14 protein-coding genes and 1 pseudogene are annotated in these 18095 nt (G+C 49.6%); 12 read left to right on the forward strand and 3 right to left on the reverse strand.

Annotation, left to right across the window (positions count from 1 at the left end; translation table 11 throughout):
• The first annotated feature begins 224 nt into the window (after positions 1–224).
• The 8 genes and pseudogenes from metK to ruvX all read left to right on the forward strand — a co-directional run bounded on the left by metK (position 225) and on the right by ruvX (position 7527).
• Positions 225–1376: a methionine adenosyltransferase gene (gene metK, locus BG55_RS17230; protein WP_034940107.1), complete on the forward strand. Its 1152-nt coding sequence runs from the start codon at positions 225–227 to the stop codon at positions 1374–1376.
• 414 nt (positions 1377–1790) lie between these two features.
• Entirely contained in the window at positions 1791–3188 is a 1398-nt protein-coding gene (locus BG55_RS17235) for a sugar porter family MFS transporter (protein ID WP_034940110.1), read from the forward strand.
• Positions 3189–3257: 69 nt separating this feature from the next.
• Entirely contained in the window at positions 3258–3776 is a 519-nt protein-coding gene (locus BG55_RS17240) for a SprT family zinc-dependent metalloprotease (protein WP_052018923.1), read from the forward strand.
• A gap of 111 nt (positions 3777–3887) precedes the next feature.
• Positions 3888–4601: pseudogene (endA, locus tag BG55_RS17245) on the forward strand (deoxyribonuclease I).
• 75 nt (positions 4602–4676) lie between these two features.
• The gene (gene rsmE / locus BG55_RS17250; RefSeq protein WP_034940115.1) at positions 4677–5408 is read left to right on the forward strand and encodes a 16S rRNA (uracil(1498)-N(3))-methyltransferase; all 732 of its coding nucleotides are present in this window, start codon (positions 4677–4679) and stop codon (positions 5406–5408) included.
• Positions 5409–5510: 102 nt separating this feature from the next.
• Complete coding sequence (gshB, locus tag BG55_RS17255) at positions 5511–6455, forward strand: glutathione synthase (RefSeq protein WP_034940118.1); 945 nt, start codon at positions 5511–5513, stop codon at positions 6453–6455.
• A 92-nt stretch (positions 6456–6547) separates the two neighbouring features.
• Positions 6548–7111: a YqgE/AlgH family protein gene (locus BG55_RS17260; RefSeq protein WP_034940120.1), complete on the forward strand. Its 564-nt coding sequence runs from the start codon at positions 6548–6550 to the stop codon at positions 7109–7111.
• Positions 7111–7527, forward strand: a complete 417-nt coding sequence (gene ruvX, locus BG55_RS17265) for a Holliday junction resolvase RuvX (RefSeq protein ID WP_200871643.1) — start codon at positions 7111–7113, stop codon at positions 7525–7527. Before BG55_RS17260 ends, ruvX begins: the two co-directional genes overlap by 1 nt.
• 17 nt (positions 7528–7544) lie before the next feature.
• On the opposite strand, the gene BG55_RS17270 is transcribed toward ruvX, so the two are convergent.
• The gene (locus tag BG55_RS17270) at positions 7545–8540 is read right to left on the reverse strand and encodes a type IV pilus twitching motility protein PilT (protein ID WP_034940126.1); all 996 of its coding nucleotides are present in this window, start codon (positions 8538–8540) and stop codon (positions 7545–7547) included.
• A gap of 15 nt (positions 8541–8555) precedes the next feature.
• On the opposite strand from BG55_RS17270, the gene BG55_RS17275 reads away from it, so the two are divergent.
• Genes BG55_RS17275 through hemW form a run of 4 tightly spaced genes read left to right on the forward strand, consistent with a single transcriptional unit; the run spans position 8556 to position 11579 of the window.
• Positions 8556–9263, forward strand: a complete 708-nt coding sequence (locus BG55_RS17275; protein WP_034940129.1) for a YggS family pyridoxal phosphate-dependent enzyme — start codon at positions 8556–8558, stop codon at positions 9261–9263.
• An 8-nt stretch (positions 9264–9271) separates the two neighbouring features.
• Complete coding sequence (locus tag BG55_RS17280) at positions 9272–9823, forward strand: YggT family protein (protein ID WP_034940132.1); 552 nt, start codon at positions 9272–9274, stop codon at positions 9821–9823.
• 30 nt (positions 9824–9853) lie between these two features.
• Complete coding sequence (locus BG55_RS17285) at positions 9854–10447, forward strand: XTP/dITP diphosphatase (RefSeq protein WP_034940135.1); 594 nt, start codon at positions 9854–9856, stop codon at positions 10445–10447.
• A complete protein-coding gene (gene hemW, locus BG55_RS17290) occupies positions 10440–11579 on the forward strand; it encodes a radical SAM family heme chaperone HemW (RefSeq protein WP_034940138.1) in 1140 nt (379 codons plus the stop codon). The genes BG55_RS17285 and hemW overlap by 8 nt, the downstream gene beginning before the upstream one ends.
• Before the next feature lie 479 nt (positions 11580–12058).
• On the opposite strand, the gene BG55_RS21515 is transcribed toward hemW, so the two are convergent.
• Together BG55_RS21515 and BG55_RS17300 are read right to left on the reverse strand one after the other, a co-directional pair.
• Positions 12059–16609 carry a hypothetical protein gene (locus BG55_RS21515; RefSeq protein WP_052018924.1) on the reverse strand — a complete coding sequence of 1517 codons (4551 nt, stop codon included), beginning with the start codon at positions 16607–16609 and terminating at the stop codon, positions 12059–12061.
• A gap of 480 nt (positions 16610–17089) precedes the next feature.
• Positions 17090–17818, reverse strand: a complete 729-nt coding sequence (locus tag BG55_RS17300) for a YggN family protein (protein WP_034940140.1) — start codon at positions 17816–17818, stop codon at positions 17090–17092.
• Positions 17819–18095: the final 277 nt, after the last annotated feature.

Here is an 18095-nt window from a genome sequence, read left to right on the forward strand (position 1 = left end):
TACCGGGGAAAGAAACATGCTTTCAATAAAAAATACTGGCAATCCGCCAGGCGACTACCCTAAAATAGCCGTCCAGATGTTAATCCATCTAAACTGGTTAACTTCCAGGCGTCTTAAGTTATCTACTGTTGATGGCTTTGCCTGAGGGGGCGCTGAAACAGTCATCCGTTTCTGTCTGAGCGCTGTGTAGTCGATTTCAACCCGTTTCAGTAAGGTAAAGAATAATGGCCAAACACCTGTTTACTTCCGAGTCCGTCTCAGAAGGACATCCTGATAAAATCGCCGACCAGATTTCCGATGCCGTGCTCGACGCCATTCTTGAGCAGGATCCAAAAGCCCGTGTCGCCTGCGAAACCTATGTGAAAACTGGCATGGTGCTGGTCGGTGGCGAAATTACTACCAGCGCATGGGTCGATATTGAAGAGATCACCCGCAATACCGTGCGTGAAATCGGGTATGTCCATTCCGATATGGGCTTTGATGCCAACTCCTGTGCCGTACTGAATGCAATTGGTAAACAGTCCCCGGATATCAATCAGGGTGTTGATCGCGCCGATCCTCTCGAACAGGGTGCGGGCGATCAGGGCCTGATGTTTGGCTATGCCACCAACGAAACCGACGTGCTGATGCCAGCGCCGGTGACCTATGCTCACCGTCTGGTACAGCGTCAGTCAGAGGTGCGTAAAAATGGTACGCTGCCGTGGCTGCGCCCGGACGCCAAAAGCCAGATCACCTTTCAGTATGACGACGGCAAAATTGTCGGTATCGACGCGGTAGTGCTGTCCACTCAGCATGCAGAGGATATTTCTCAGAAAGATTTGCAGGAAGCGGTGATGGAAGAAATCATCAAACCGGTTCTGCCCGCAGAGTGGATTAACGCCGGCACCAAATATCACATCAACCCAACGGGTCGCTTTGTTATCGGTGGTCCGATGGGGGATTGTGGTCTGACCGGTCGCAAGATTATCGTTGATACTTATGGCGGTATGGCGCGCCACGGCGGCGGGGCTTTCTCGGGTAAAGATCCATCGAAAGTTGACCGTTCAGCCGCTTATGCTGCCCGCTACGTCGCGAAGAATATTGTGGCGGCCGGTCTGGCCGACCGTTGTGAAATTCAGGTTTCCTACGCCATCGGCGTAGCCGAGCCGACGTCAATCATGGTGGAAACCTTCGGTACGGAAAAAGTGCCCACCGAGCAACTGACCCTGCTGGTGCGTGAATTCTTTGACCTGCGTCCGTACGGCCTGATCCAGATGCTGGATCTGCTGCACCCCATTTACCGTGAAACCGCGGCATACGGTCACTTTGGTCGCGAACACTTCCCGTGGGAAAAAACCGACAAAGCCGCATCGCTTCGTGAGGCTGCCGGTCTGTAACCGTCTTCATTTCGCTTCTCAAGGGCACCTTTCGGGTGCCCTTTTTGTTGCCCGCAGAAACGGCTTACGTGTAGCTGAAGCCCTTATTAAATCGCGGTATCGCTAAATAATGTTAACGATTACAGTAAGAAACATTTTATTTCTCTGATAATTAAGAATTTCCAGCCTTAACAGCTATCATCAGAATGCGCTATTTTCAGCGCTGTCTGATAGAGAGACACCAGAAAAGCAAGAGAAACTATTTAGTGCTATGACTAACTGGTTATAAAGCGTAAGCGCGTGTGAAAATTCCATTTTCAAGAAAGATCCTGTGTGTAACCGATTACACCATTGTGATCTACAGCACAGTCTTACCTTCCGGGGTTTTCTAACATTCATAACAACAATAAGCAGTACCACTAATATGGAGGCTTCATGCCTGTTAATAAGAAATCAAGCAGAACATCGAATAAGGCCATGACCTTTTTCGTCTGCTTCCTTGCCGCTCTGGCCGGACTGTTGTTTGGCCTGGATATCGGCGTGATTGCAGGGGCATTACCTTTTATTGCGAAAGACTTTAATGTCACCGCGCATCAGCAGGAGTGGATTGTCAGCTCAATGATGTTTGGTGCGGCCGTCGGCGCGATTGGCAGCGGCTGGATGTCTTCACGGCTTGGGCGTAAAAAGAGCCTGATGATCGGTGCTGTGCTGTTTGTCATCGGTTCGTTATGGTCGGCGCTCTCTCCGAACCCGGAAATGCTGATCCTCGCCCGTATTCTGCTGGGCCTGGCGGTTGGCGTGGCGTCCTACACGGCACCTCTGTACCTTTCAGAAATTGCGCCTGAAAAAATTCGCGGCAGCATGATTTCGCTCTACCAGTTAATGATCACCATCGGCATCCTCGGTGCTTATCTCTCTGACACCGCTTTCAGCTTTACCGGTGAGTGGCGCTGGATGCTGGGCGTGATCACCATTCCTGCGATCCTTCTTCTGGTGGGCGTTTTCTTCCTGCCTAACAGCCCTCGCTGGCTGGCGGCGAAAGGCGACTTCCGTACCGCACAGCGGGTTCTGGATCGGCTGCGTGATACCAGCGAACAGGCAAAACGCGAACTGGATGAAATTCGTGAAAGCCTGAAGATCAAACAGTCCGGCTGGAGTCTGTTTAAAGACAACAGCAATTTCCGTCGTGCGGTATACCTGGGCATCCTTTTGCAGGTGATGCAGCAGTTCACCGGCATGAATGTGATCATGTACTACGCGCCAAAAATTTTCGAAATTGCCGGTTTCACTAATACCACCGAACAGATGTGGGGAACGGTAATTGTTGGTCTGATCAACGTGCTGGCGACCTTTATTGCTATCGGCCTGGTAGACCGCTGGGGACGTAAACCTACGCTGATTCTGGGCTTCCTGGTGATGGCGCTTGGCATGGGGGTTCTGGGAACCATGTTGCACATGGGCATCCATTCGGCTGGCGCGCAGTACTTTGCCGTCGCCATGCTGCTGATGTTTATTGTCGGCTTCGCGATGAGTGCAGGTCCGTTAATTTGGGTACTTTGCTCTGAAATTCAGCCGCTGAAAGGCCGCGACTTCGGCATCACTGTTTCCACAGCAACCAACTGGATTGCTAACATGATTGTCGGCGCGACCTTCCTGACGATGCTGAACTCCCTGGGTAATGCCAACACCTTCTGGGTCTACGCGGCGCTGAACCTGTTCTTCATCGTGCTGACGGTTTGCCTGATCCCGGAAACCAAAAACGTTTCGCTGGAACATATTGAACGTAACCTGTTAAGCGGCAAAAGGCTGCGCGATATTGGTCAACGAGACTAAGCATTACTGGCCGGGGAAACCCGGCCAGATTCATTGTATTCCCGCCCACCGCATCGTATTCTCTGCCTGATGAAACCTTTACGACTCCCGATAGCCCTGCAACAGGCGGTGATGCGCTCACTGCGTGAAAAACTGCATATGGCAAACCAGCGCCTGGCGCGCGATTACCCCGAACCTGAACTGGTTTATCAGCAGCGCGGAACAACCGCAGGCACGGCCTGGCTACAGCAATGGGAAATCCGCCTCAATCCGGTATTGCTGATGGAAAATCAGCAGGCCTTTATCGATGAAGTGGTGCCACATGAGCTGGCTCATCTACTGGTGTGGAAGTATTTCGGTCGTGTCGCACCGCACGGGAAAGAGTGGAAATGGATGATGGAGAACGTTCTGGGTGTCGCAGCGCAACGCACTCATCAGTTTGAGATAAGTTCGGTAAGTCGTCGTTCTTTTCCTTATCGTTGTGGTTGCCAGCAGCATCAGCTGACCATCAGACGTCATAATCGGGTGGTGCGCGGCGAGAGCGAATACCGCTGTGTGCACTGTGGTGAACGCCTGTGCGCCGGGAATTTCCCAACGCAGGAAAAATAAAAAACCTGCCCCAAAAAAGCACACTGCCCTCTGATTTGTTGCAGCTCATTTCATGTCTTCGCCAACATCTGTTACTCTCGCATCCCCGCACAAATGACAGATATTTGAACTATGTTTCGTAAAATAATCAGCCTGTTCACTTTCTCACTACTGTTACCCGCTTCATTTTCTTATGCCCTCACCGCGGGCAATTATCACCAGAACAGCTTTGCTCAGGCGAAGGCGTATGCGGCTGAAATCAATGCCGATGCACCGGGCACCTTCTATTGCGGTTGTAAAATAAGCTGGAAAGGAAAAAAAGGCGTACCGGACCTCGCCTCATGCGGCTATTAGGTCAGAAAAAACAGTAACCGTGCCAACCGCATCGAGTGGGAACACGTGGTCCCGGCCTGGACGTTTGGTCATCAACGTCAGTGCTGGCAACAGGGCGGCAGAAAGGCCTGTGCTAAAGACGCGGGCTACCGTCAGATTGAATCCGACCTGCACAATCTTCAGCCTGCCATCGGTGAAGTGAACGGTGACCGTGGCAACTTTATGTATAACCAGTGGAACGGCGGCGAACGGCAGTACGGCCAGTGTGAAATGAAGATCGATTTCAAAAACCAACAGGCAGAGCCACCTGCACGAGCCAGAGGCGCGATTGCCCGTACCTGGTTTTATATGCGCGACCGCTACCAAATCACTATGTCCCGCCAGCAGACACAGTTGATGACCGCGTGGGATAAGCAATATCCGGTCAGCGCATGGGAGTGCGAACGTGACAGGCGCATTGCCCGTGTTCAGGGCAACCATAATCCCTATATACAGCAGGCTTGCCAGCGGTAAAATCACTGTCCTAAACTGAATATCAACTTTTGGCCATGCCAGCGTGGGTGGCCAGTTACTTTTATCAGGATCCTCATGCGCATACCCCGCATCTTTCATCCCGAGCCACTGACCGTCAGCAGTGAAATTGCGCTTAGCGAAGACGCCGCGAATCACGTGGGCCGCGTTCTGCGTATGACCGCCGGACAGCCTCTGGAATTGTTTGATGGCAGTAATCTGACTTTTGCTGCCGAAATTGTGCGGGCAGACAAAAAAAACGTCCGCGCTTTCATTACAGAAAGCCGTAACGACAACCGTGAATCCCCATTGCACCTGCATTTAGGTCAGGTTATGTCTCGCGGTGAGAAAATGGAGTTCACTATTCAGAAGGCCGTCGAACTGGGGGTAAACACCATTACCCCCTTGTTTTCTGAACGCTGTGGCGTAAAGCTGGATGAAGAGAGACTGGCAAAAAAAATTCAGCAGTGGCAAAAAATTGTCATAGCCGCCTGCGAACAGTGCGGCAGAAACAGCATTCCCCTGGTACGCACCGCAATGACGCTTGCAGCATGGTGTGCTGAAGAAGAGTCCGGTTTGAAACTGAATCTGCACCCGAGAGCCAGTCAGAGCATTAATACGCTCCCACAGCCGGTTGAGCGTGTGCGATTATTGATTGGTCCTGAAGGTGGTCTGACTGCCGACGAAATCAGCATGACGTCTGAGTTTGGTTTTACCGATATTTTACTGGGCCCGCGCGTATTAAGAACTGAAACCACCGCGCTGACCGCTATTACCGCATTGCAGGTTCGCTTCGGCGATTTAGGCTAAGCCAGAAATGAGCAAACCGAAAAGCGTCACAGCCGGTCTGAAATTGCAGAACTCATCCTGCGTTAACCACAGCAATCTCAGACAGCACACTGGAGAAACAGAATGATAAAGCTTGGCATTGTGATGGACCCGATTAACTCCATCAATATCAAAAAAGACAGCAGCTTCGCCATGCTTCTGGAAGCACAGCGTCGGGGTTATGAAATTCATTATATGGAAATGCAGGATCTCTATCTGCGGGGTGGTGAAGCCCGTGCACACACCCGCCAACTGAGTGTGCAGCAGAATCCGGAAAAATGGTTTGAATTTGGTCGTGAGCAGGATATTGCTCTGGCCGAGCTCAACGTGGTGCTGATGCGAAAGGATCCACCTTTTGACACTGAGTTTATCTACGCTACCTATATTCTTGAGCGTGCCGAAGAGAAAGGAACGCTGATCGTTAACAAACCGCAAAGCCTGCGTGACTGTAATGAGAAACTGTTTACCGCCTGGTTTGCTGAACTGACTCCGGACACGCTGGTCACCCGTAGCGCAGCGCAGATTCGGGCCTTCTGGCAGGAGCACGGGGATATTATCCTTAAACCTCTCGACGGCATGGGTGGCGCTTCAATTTTCCGTATTGGCAAAGAAGATCCGAATCTGCCGGTAATTATTGAGACACTGACCGAACACGGCAGCTTTTACTGTATGGCACAAAACTATCTGCCGGCGATCAAAGACGGCGACAAGCGAGTGCTGGTGGTGGACGGCGAACCGGTGCCTTACTGCCTGGCGCGTATTCCCAAATCGGGGGAAACCCGTGGCAACCTGGCAGCAGGTGGCCGTGGTGAGGCCCGTCCACTGAGTGACAGCGACTGGGAAATTGCCCGGCGCGTTGGCCCAACGCTGAAAGCGAAAGGGCTGATTTTTGTTGGCCTGGACATCATTGGCGATAAGCTGACTGAAATTAACGTTACCAGCCCGACCTGCATTCGCGAGATTGAAGCGGCATTCCCGGTTTCCATCACCGCTATGCTGATGGATGCCATCGAAACACGTCTTGCCTGAGATGCTGAACGGGGCCGTAAGGCCCCGCTTACAGCTCTCCATTCAGGCTTTTAACTGATATTAAGCGGTTAACACGGAAACAGAATCTTGATATGAATTTACAGCATCATTTTTTGATTGCCATGCCAACGCTACAGGACCCGCTATTTAAACGCTCGGTGGTTTATATCTGTGAGCATAACGAAGACGGCGCCATGGGACTGATTGTCAATAAGCCAATGGAAAATCTGAACGTGGATGGCATCCTGAAAAAATTAAAGATCGCACCGACGCCGCGCGATCCGGAAAACAAACTGGATAAACCGGTTTTTGCCGGTGGGCCGCTGGCGGAAGATCGTGGCTTTATCCTGCATTCCGCCCAGAGCACCTTTGCTTCCAGCATCCGGGTTTCTGATAACACGGTAATCACCACCTCGCGTGATGTACTGGAAACGCTCGGCACACCGAAGCAGCCTGAGAACGTCCTTGTTGCCCTTGGCTACTGCGCATGGGAGAAAGATCAGCTGGAAAATGAACTGCTGGAAAATGCCTGGCTGACCACACCGGCCAACAGCAATATTCTGTTTAAAACACCGATTGCCGAGCGCTGGCGAGAAGCAGCAAAAAGCATTGGCGTCGATATTCACAGTATCACCAGCGATGCAGGACATGCCTGATGAGTCATATGACGCTGTTAGCCTTTGACTATGGCACCAAAAGTATTGGCGTGGCGATTGGTCAGCAGCTGACCGGTACCGCCCGCCCACTGGCGGCGCTGAAAGCACAGGATGGCATCCCGGACTGGAATAAAATTGAGGCGCTGTTAAAAGAGTGGCAGCCAGACCGTGTGGTCGTCGGGTTACCGCTGAATATGGACGGAAGCGAACAACCGCTAACCGCACGGGCACGTAAGTTCGCCAACCGTCTGCACGGACGTTTTGGCGTACAGATATCCCTGCACGATGAGCGTTTAAGCACGGTAGAAGCACGTGCCGACCTTTTCTCCCGTGGCGGTTTTCGCGCGCTGAACAAGGGCAGCGTTGACTCTCTTTCGGCCGTGGTTATTCTGGAAAGCTGGTTCGAAAACACCTGACCTTAAGCTGCTCCATGCTAAGCCACCAGCCCTGACTTTCGCCTTTCGGCAAGACTCTGTTCAAAGGATTGCATTCCGAATGGTAATCCCGTCTGGAGCACGCCAGCCAGCTGATGCGTTTTACCTTCACGGATTAAACTGGCCACGGCTGGCGTATTCACCAGGATTTCAAACAGCGCCACCCTGCCTGATTTGATTCCCGGCACCAACCGCTGAGCAATTACCGCCTTCAGGCTGCCAGCCAGCTGCGTGCGGATCAGGTTCTTCTCCACGCCGGGAAACACATCCACCAGCCGCTCAACCGCCTGTGCTGCGCCCCTGGTGTGCAGCGTCGCCAGCACCAGATGCCCGGTTTCTGCGGCAGTGAGCGCCTGCTGGATAGTATCGATATCCCGCAACTCTCCCAACAGGATCACATCAGGATCTTCGCGCAACGACGCCCGCAACCCCTCACTGAACGAGCGGCAGTGCAGACCAATCTCCCGTTGCTGAACCAGTGAGCGCTCGCTGTGGTGAATAAATTCGATGGGATCTTCCAGCGAAAGAATATGTTTTGCCTGCTGCTGGTTGATTGCCCCTGCCAGCGCGGCCAGCGTGGTGGACTTACCACTGCCTGTTGCTCCCGTCACCAGTACCAGACCATCGTGCAGTTGCAGCAACTGGCTCACCACCGCAGGTAGCCGGAGCTGTTCAGGTTGAGGACAGTGGCGGCTGATAACACGCAGCGCCAGAGAAAGCCCCAGCCGCTGACGAAACAGATTCGCCCGCAGCCGTATACCACCGGGAAACGTCAGGGCAAAATCAATCTGCCCATCCAGGGCAAACTGCTTATGCTGCACGGTATCCAGCCAGCACTCCACAGCGTTTGACAGCATCTCATCACTGACCGGCGGCGTATCGGGAATTTTCTGCAATCGCCCATCAAGCCGCCAGAATGGCACATGGCCACTGCAAAGGTGCAGATCCCCCGCGTTATGCTTTACACTAAGGGCCACTATGTCCTCAATATCCATAATTTTTCCCTGACTATGACCTCGATTGAGCACAACTTACAGCAAGTCCGCGACAGAATCCTCGCGGCAGCAAGGCTTTGCGGCCGCGATCCGGCAGAAATTACGCTGCTTGCAGTGAGCAAAACAAAACCTGCGAGCGCAGTCGCAGAAGCAGCGCTTGCCGGGCAGTGCTGCTTTGGCGAAAACTACGTACAGGAAGGCGTTGATAAAATTGCGCAGCTCAAAAACCACAGGCTGGTCTGGCACTTTATTGGCCCATTGCAATCCAACAAGACCAGGTTGGTTGCTGAGCATTTTGACTGGTGTCATACCGTCGACAGACTGAAAATTGCCACCCGGCTCAGTGAACAGCGGCCTGACGATGCCGCACCACTTAACGTGCTGATTCAGGTAAACATCAGTGACGAACAGAGCAAATCTGGCATTATGCTGGAGGTATTACCTGAACTGGCAAAAGAGATTGACCGATTGCCGCACTTAACGCTGCGTGGGCTGATGGCTATCCCCGCGCCTGAGACAGACTATCAGCGTCAACTGACAGTCTGTCAGCAGATGGCTGACGCGTTCAGCGAACTGAAAAATGTCTTTCCGTCCGTTGATACGCTGTCTTTGGGGATGAGCGATGACATGGAAGCCGCGATTGCAGCAGGCAGTACAATGGTGCGAATTGGCACCGCTATTTTTGGTGCCCGAGATTACGGCATCACTCACAACAATTATTGAGGGAACCCATGCTGACGTTGACCTTTCTCGTTTCAACGGTAATTAACCTGTATGTAAAAGTGCTGCTGCTGCGCATCTGGATGCAGTGGGCAAGATGTGATTTCTACAATCCCTTTTCACAATTTGTGGTTAAGGTTACCCAGCCGGTGGTCAAGCCGCTACGCCGGGTCATTCCTTCCATTGGTCCGCTGGATACCGCCTCGCTTTTACTGGCTTATGTACTGAGCGTACTGCTGTTTACGGCAATGTTCGCCCTGCAAAGCCAGGTGATGATTTTTGACCCGGTCTTCCTCTATTTCGGACTGGTATCACTGGTGAAAGCGGCCGGGGTACTGGTGTTCTGGGCCATCATTGTCCGCTCACTGCTGAGCTGGGTAAGTCAGGGGCGCAACCCGGTAGACTATGTGCTGATCCAACTGACTGAACCCCTGATGGCTCCCATCCGCCGGATCATCCCGGCAATGGGTGGCATCGATTTCTCCGCAATGGCGGTGATTCTGATCCTCTATATGCTGAACTATCTTGGAATGGACTTTATTCCTGGCTGGTCACAGCTGTAATTCTGTCGCTGTAAAGAGTGCAAACCTGATATGCAAAAAGTTGTGCTTGCCACCGGTAATACCGGCAAAGTGCGTGAACTGGCTGATTTACTCACCGCCTTTGGTTTCGACATTGTTGCCCAAAGCAGCCTCGGCGTGGAATCTGCCGAAGAAACCGGTCTGACTTTTATCGAAAACGCGATCCTCAAAGCGCGTCACGCATCAGCAGTCACCGGCCTGCCGGCGATTGCTGATGATTCCGGACTGGCAGTGGATGCGCTGGCTGGCGCGCCAGGCATATACTCCGCGCGCTATGCCGGAGAAGATGCCAGCGATCGGCAGAATCTTGAAAAACTGTTGCAGGCGCTGGCTGCCGTTCCCGATGGTCAGCGTCAGGCAGAGTTTCACTGCGTGCTGGTTTTTCTCCGCCATGCGAATGACCCTACACCACTGGTGTGCCACGGCAGCTGGCGGGGAGAAATTGCCCGCACTGCTGTGGGAGAAGGCGGATTTGGCTACGATCCAATTTTTTACCTTCCGGAACTGGGCAAAACCGCCGCCGAACTGAGCAAAGATGAAAAACGCGCCATTTCCCATCGCGGCAAAGCGCTGGCACTGCTGCTGGATGCAATGAGTCATGCATAATCTGCCGCCGCTTAGCCTGTATATCCATATCCCCTGGTGCGTACAAAAATGCCCTTACTGCGATTTCAATTCGCACGCTCTGAAGGGAGAAGTGCCGCATGAAGAGTATGTACAACACCTGCTGGCGGATCTGGATGCAGACCTTCCTTTGACCTCGGGTCGCACCGTAAGCACGATTTTTATCGGTGGCGGAACGCCAAGCCTGCTGAGCAGTGAAGCAATGCAGGGGTTACTGGATGGGGTTCGATCGCGCCTGCCACTATCGCCGCAGGCAGAGATCACCATGGAAGCCAATCCGGGCACCGTTGAAGCCGATCGTTTCAGCGCTTATCAGCGCGCCGGGATTAATCGCATCTCGATTGGCGTACAGAGTTTCAGTGAGCCAAAGCTGCTGCGGCTCGGGCGCATCCACGGCCCGGATGAGGCAAAACGTGCAGCGAATCTGGCAAAGGGGCTGGGGCTTCGTAGCTTTAACCTGGATCTGATGCATGGGCTGCCCGACCAGTCGCTGGAAGAAGCGCTTGACGATCTGCGCCAGGCCATTGCGCTGGAGCCTCCCCATCTTTCCTGGTATCAACTGACCATCGAGCCAAACACTCTGTTTGCCTCGCGACCTCCGTTGCTGCCGGACGATGATGCGCTGTGGGATATTTTCGAGCAGGGACACCAGTTGCTGACGGCAGCGGGCTACCAGCAATATGAAACCTCAGCCTATGCCCGACCGGGATATCGTTGCGAACATAACCTCAACTACTGGCGTTTTGGCGACTATCTGGGTATCGGCTGTGGCGCGCATGGCAAGCTCACCCAGCCCGATGGCCGGATTATTCGTACCAGTAAAACCCGCCATCCACGGGGCTTTATGGCGGGAAACTATCTTGACCGTCAGTATCAGGTGGCTGATAACGAAAAACCCTTCGAATTTTTTATGAACCGTTTTCGGCTGCTGGAAGCCGCTCCCAGGGAAGAATTCCGACGTTACACAGGTTCAGACGAGAGTGTCATCCGTCAACAGCTGGATGAGGCACTAAGCAAAGGCTTCCTGACGGAAACAGCAGAAAACTGGCAGGTGACGGAGAAGGGAAAACTGTTTCTCAATTCACTCCTTGAGCTGTTCCTGGCGGAAGAATAGTGCGGCGGTCAGAAGGCCAGGTTGATTGTCTGGCAGGCTTACAGGGCCGGGTGCCAGTCATTTCCTGACCGGACACCACCCTCTCCGTACCCTGAATAATTTAAGTTATATACCCTTCATACTTCAGGTTGCAGGTGCATTGGCTGCAACAGGAAATATGACGGGGACAACAGCGGCATTGCAGACCCTGTCTGACTGTTATCTGTGTATTTTCAGACAGGGTTTAAGCTGACAATAAATGATCGGGTGCGAACCAACGTCTTTTTAAGCAAACTTCTGGCGGTAGAGAAATATAAATATTATCTTTGCCGCTGTCATGCCCGCCTGACCTTCAGAGCCTGACCCACCCGGCGTTATTGTCACAGTCAGTCTGGAGACGAACAGCGCGCAGAAACCGGAGCCTACACGGAGTACGTGAGGATTTCGGGCACTGCCCGGGTTCAAAATGGCAAGTAAACCAGCCCTGATGGGCCAGGCTCTTAATGACCGGAACTTCCACCAGGTTTAATGCCCTGTTCCGTGTAGGTCACACTGGGATTTTTACTCCAGCCATCCTTGATTACCGCACCTACATTTTTGTAATACTCAGCCAGCTCATCCTTATTTTCAATTAGAATCCACTTGCCGCGATCCAACATCATAATCGGGAATTCCCCCGGGTTCGCTACGGCAGGCACTAACGGTTTATTTTCAGCACGTTCAAACTCAATCATATGACTGGGGTAATTTACCTGCGGTCCATGCTGAATAACACGATGAGTATGTGAAATATGACGCCGTGGGGCATCGACCTTTTCCACCGCATCATTGAGAATTTTAATCACAGACTGCTCCTCAAGAGAATCACTCAATACTTTCCTCGGCCTTCCTGCACCATTAAATATGATGACATCATGCGTATCATAATCACCTGTGTAACATCTGGACTTCCAGTTTTTTACACGTTTAAGATTAGCAAGCGATCCTTCGAGATTGGACATATCAATGGGATAAACAACATGCTCACCAACGGCTATCAGTTCGCTTTCAATTTCCTCATTAGTTGTTAAATACAATCCAACTAAACCTTTTTCATCATCCCAGTGCCCAACCAGCCCTTCAATATTTGCATTTTTAATTTTTGCTGCAACCTCTGAGTAATTTTCAGAATAATATTTTTTCAGAGAGCTTTCTTTAATAGTTTTTTCCAGAATTGAATGAGGTTTAGCACCTGCACCATCTTTAAGACAATCCAGAGTTGGTTTCCCTGCCTTTCTGAAGCTGACAGCAAAATTAGATTTCAGCGATGCTTCTTCCAGAGGTTTGATATGTTTTTCGAGAACAAACTCTTTTTTTACTTTGCCCATTGTAGCTTTGGAGGTCTTTTGAGGTAACCCTTTGGGCCAACCACCCTTTCCGGGTAAATCAGCATGAACAACCCACTTGCCGTTATCTAACTTTATCGGAACTGCATACATCCAACGACTCGGGTTGTCAGGATTGATAACCCGCCAGGTATTTGCATATTCATCCCACCTGAGATGGTAAACAGCACTATTCTGGCGGATATAATATTCGGCCTCACCGGCTTCTGATAACACCGTGTAAACCCCCTTCATTCGCCCTTCCAGGCCAGACTGTGTTTTGTCAATCAGGGCTGAAATTGCATCGTGGTTATTTTTTATCTTCCATTTGTCGGATAATTTACCTGTTGAAACCTGATCGATAAGACTGTTCAGAGAAAACTGCTTTTCACAGGTGGTATCATCGATACTAATCACCTTTTTATACATTTTTCTGACGGTTGAAACATCAGAACTCTTCTGGCCATTCAGAAATACGGGTAAGATACTTTCAATCATCATTTTCATTATAAAATCATTGAGGATGCTCTCTTTTTGTTCATTACTGTCTGAAGCAAGATATCCAGCCATAAATGACGTAGCCCTCAAAGAGACATAGGCCATGAGCTTCATCTTATCTGTAAAAGTTGACAGTTTACTGATGATAAGATGATCGGCGACAGTCCCCAAAATATAAGCTGCTCTGCGCGCCAGTAGTTCATTGGGCGATTTGACAATAACATCATAATCACTTTTTATTTGTTCAATAAAGCTACTGGCCTGCCCGGCGAGAAAATTCTCATTCACCGCTTTTAGCTCAAAAGGCGACTTATCGAAACCGACGATCGCCCCATTCTGCATTTTAGTGCTGAACTGGTAGCCAAAACATTTTTTTATAATATGTTCTTTGCTGTCACTCAGCATGTTTAGTGGAAGATGGCGGCGAATAAAATTCTGGAACGCAACATTGTCTTCTGTCCAGGCTTTCTTTTGAGGCTGAACAATATTAATACTATCTCTACCCGGACCAACGGGTGCAACAATATGACTCTCAGGAAAATGGAGGGGCAGTATAAAAAAACGCTCCTGATCAGCACTTTCAGGAAGTAATGATATGATAACCCCGGCTTCTCTCCTTGTGCCAAGATACATTAATGAACCCGCATTAACACCATTAACTGAAATAATTTTTGGTGTTATCTTGCCATTTAAAAAATCATCCATAATTTTTAACACAGTACCATGGCGATCCATACTGCGATTATAATTAACAATAATTTTTATTATTGCCTCTGCGGCAGCTTGCCTGAATCCACTTTCAAGCACCTTCTGATAGCGCCCATCGTTAACTAATTTTGACAGTTCAGCATCCAGATGATGATAAAAATCACCACCCCTGATTTTTTTTATCAGACTTACAGGGTAGAAGGAGGGGAATTTGAAATCCAGAATGGTATTTTCAGAAATGTAATCATGGTAACGACCTGTAATAATATCAGCGACGGTAAACTGCTCATCGATTGTGTAAACACTACCCTGAGAATAGTGAGAAGGTTTGGAGATGGTTAATGTTACCGGTATTTTTTCATTCAGACTGATACGTTGCCGAAACTCATTTTCCACGCCGGTTTCGTCAATCTGACTTTTAAGCCAGTTGGCGATAAAGGCATCAGGCTGGAAAACAGAATAATCATTCCTGATGTCAGGAAAATTATCGCTGCCGATGGTTGATATTTCGTCATCCGCATCGTTATCAGCCGGAATAATTTTATTTTTTTGAGCATGGTCAAGTTTCATTGCTTTCAGAAGGAAACGTTCTGCTTTCATTAATGCGCTGGGGGAGTTCTCTTTTTCTACAAAAGCATTAACAATTCCCGGAAATTCATTTTTAAATGAAATTATAACATCATGAGATTTTTCCTTAATTTTTTTGTATAACTCACTTCTTTTATAATAGTTTTCTTGTACGAACCGGTCACTGAAATAATAATTATTGTTAATTTCATATAACTTTAACCAGAATGATAATTTGTTAACTACCTTTTCATCTTTAAAATTAACAGCCTGTAATGCATCGTTCCAGATGGCATTGACAAGATTACGATCGATTTCAGTAACACATGATTCAGCTAATTTATCAAATCCTGTTTCAGAAGCATACTGAGCACGCTGTTCGAACTTTCCGACAGGAAGGTCGTATTTTTCGCTGTCCTCTGAACGGAATTTCTCCGGTGGATTATAATGCGCAGTATTTTCAGGTTCCGGGCTGAGATGCGTTTTCAGGCTATCTTTAACCACAGCTTTATTTTCATCCTGACTCTCCCCCAACAGGCTATTCCACAGCAATCTTCCACCGGCAACCAGTCCGGTTAATGCCAGCGCGGATGTGGCTACCATTCCTGATTTACTTTTTATGCTGTTTATAAATGAAGGTGCCGAAGTCACTGCCGCCGCAGTAGCAACTAAGGGCAGAAGAGTATCTCCCCCGGTTCTTTCTGCCGGTGAACGTACCGGCATCTCCTCCCTGTTCATTTTCGCTGTTATTTGCAAAGCGTTGTCGGACATCGCAGGCAAATTTGCTACTGCATCACATTTGGTGTTGAAGTGCGTATAGCGAATACTCTTTTCACCATCCCGCTGACAGGTTTCTGTTTTATGGCTGCGACAATCAGTCAGTTCTGACAACTTACTCTCCCTGCCAGAGTTATATATCGCCGCAGCATGCATTCCCTCAGCAATCATACTGTCAGTAACCGACAGGGTATTTGCTGTACCAGCCGGGGCTGATGGAGAAAATTCGTTATTCACCACCGTGGCTTTAATGAGAAGCTCAGGCCTGAGAGTGGAGTTAGAAACAAAAGAGGTAATACGCGGTATTGTCTTACCGCGGATTAAGCTATTGGGCTCCTGATTACAACTATCAGTGGCTATTGCAATACTTGTATCCACCTCATAAGCAGCGCTATTTATTGCTGAATCTTTATCAGCGGAGGGGATCAAAGCAGGTGCGTTCGACGCCATATAACACAGCGCACTCCAGTAGTGACTGGAACGTACCATCAGTTTTGCAATAATTGCAGGAACCCTGAGAAAGCCTCGCTGGGGGGCATTTTCTCCTGTCATCCAGTATCTTGCCACTACCGCTGCTGTGGCAAGGGCAATGAAAAGGTGCCGCGCAGTCTGGCATTCATTGCTCCCCAAAAACTGCCTGAGAAAAGACACATCACACCATTCAACAATCGTGTTCTGAATATAACTGGCAAGCTGGGAAATTATATTGAGTTTATCCGGAAGATAACAGGATGCCAGCCCAAGGGCACTCAACATGGCACTGTCAATTTTATGTCCTTTTGTGATTGCCAGATACAAACAGTCTGCCGCCTGAATTACGCCTGGAGGTACACCAGGAAGTATTGCTGCCAGACCGGCAGAGATCATCTGCCCTTGTTGATATTCACTGAGAATTTTAATCAGTTGCTTAATACTTCGACGACAATCTTCTGTTAGTGGTATGCCCGCATCGGGCATCTCTTTGTGACCAGCAGACTGGCCAGGATATTCATCTTCTGCATCATGCCAGGTATTTTCCATATTTACCCAGTCAACAGCGTCAAACCATATATCATTCTTTTCAGAAGCTGGGGCATCATTTGAGGTGGATGTTTTTTGGTTATTAAATGCAATTTTATCGGAATCAACTGTAAACATATATTCAGTTAATATAGTCAGAATAAGGAGGGGTTATTTTGTTTTTTTTAAATATATAATTCTTTCAAAAAACAACTCTTTCGATTTAATTCAGACTTTATAAAAAAAGACTTATAAGAATTTCGTAAGAAAATAACAATCTGGATTTATACGAATCATTTATCATAAGCAACAGTATGCTGTCGTCAGACTGAATAAATTTGCAATTAATTCGAATTTTAATAATTAATAAAGCGTGCTGGACGAGTTATTTGCCATTAATATATTTTTGAGATTATTCTTTAATATGCTATGGCGACAACCTGTCTGTTGAAATGCATGAGTGTGAAACAATGAGCAGGCTGCCACCCTTTCCTGTCAGGTGGTGTCAGCCAAATAAAATGATTAACAGTGACCAGTCAGCTCAACTGTTTTAAAAATTCCATCCAGCGCAGTCTGCCAGAAAAAACCTATCTGCCAGTATTCGGGATGAACATGAAGTCATCCCTGGTGGCTCTGATTTAATCCCGCCAACAATGCCTGACGCTGTTGTTCCAGCCGGGTGACCCGATTGCATACCTCATGACCAAAGTTCTGGAAATCCTGCTCCTGATTGCTCCATTCGGCCTGAATTGACTGTTGCAAACCGCCCAGATTGCCCATTAATGCCTGAAGAGGATTACCACCGTTACCGGTCTGCTTATTGCTCATTTCATTAAGGCTGTCCTGCACCACGCCACCCATGGTGCTTTGCACCAGCTTCTCGCCGTCCTGACGTACCTGATCAATGGCCTGATGGTGGAATGTCAAACCGTCACTACGGTGTTCAATGATGCGGTTCATCTGCTGTTTCAGCTGCGTATCCAGACTGACCAGGCGCTGGCGTACTTTGCTGTCAGCCCCCAGCTTTTCCACCACCACTTTATCCAGCGCGATGCGGCCTCTTTCAAGACGCTGGCGGCCTCCCTGATCAATCCAGGGCAGATCACGTCTTAGTGCAGCCTGATACTCTGTCGCTTTCTGACGGGTGGCATTATCCACCGTGACGGGCTGTCCGTTTCGTTGCACATCCCCAGCGGGCGTAATCTCCAGATTGCCACTGGCCCCTACCACCTGCACCGCCTGTGGCGTGATCACTATGTCATCCTGGGGTTTAACGCTGCACTGATAATCCGCCTGTGCCGAACCTGCTGCCAGTAACAATGCGCCAACCATTATCGCTTTATGCATTTTGCCATCTCCTGAGAAGAAAAATTATGGCCGGCTTACTGATGCATCATCGTCTTAAAAAGCATCCTGCCGGAATGTCTCTCGTCATACTTTATTGTCGCGCTGAAGTTAAACCGTCCAGCCCAGGATAACCTCAGGCAGTTAAAGGGCTGAACGATTGTCATTATTACAAAAACGTCGCAGGGATACTCTCAGAGCCTGTCCCGGCAGGCGTTGTTGTCGAGCCAGTCCGGACAGGGACAATGCGCAGAAACCGGAGCGTAGACGGAGTACGTGA

Source organism: Erwinia mallotivora (assembly GCF_000590885.1).
Taxonomy (GTDB): domain Bacteria; phylum Pseudomonadota; class Gammaproteobacteria; order Enterobacterales; family Enterobacteriaceae; genus Erwinia; species Erwinia mallotivora.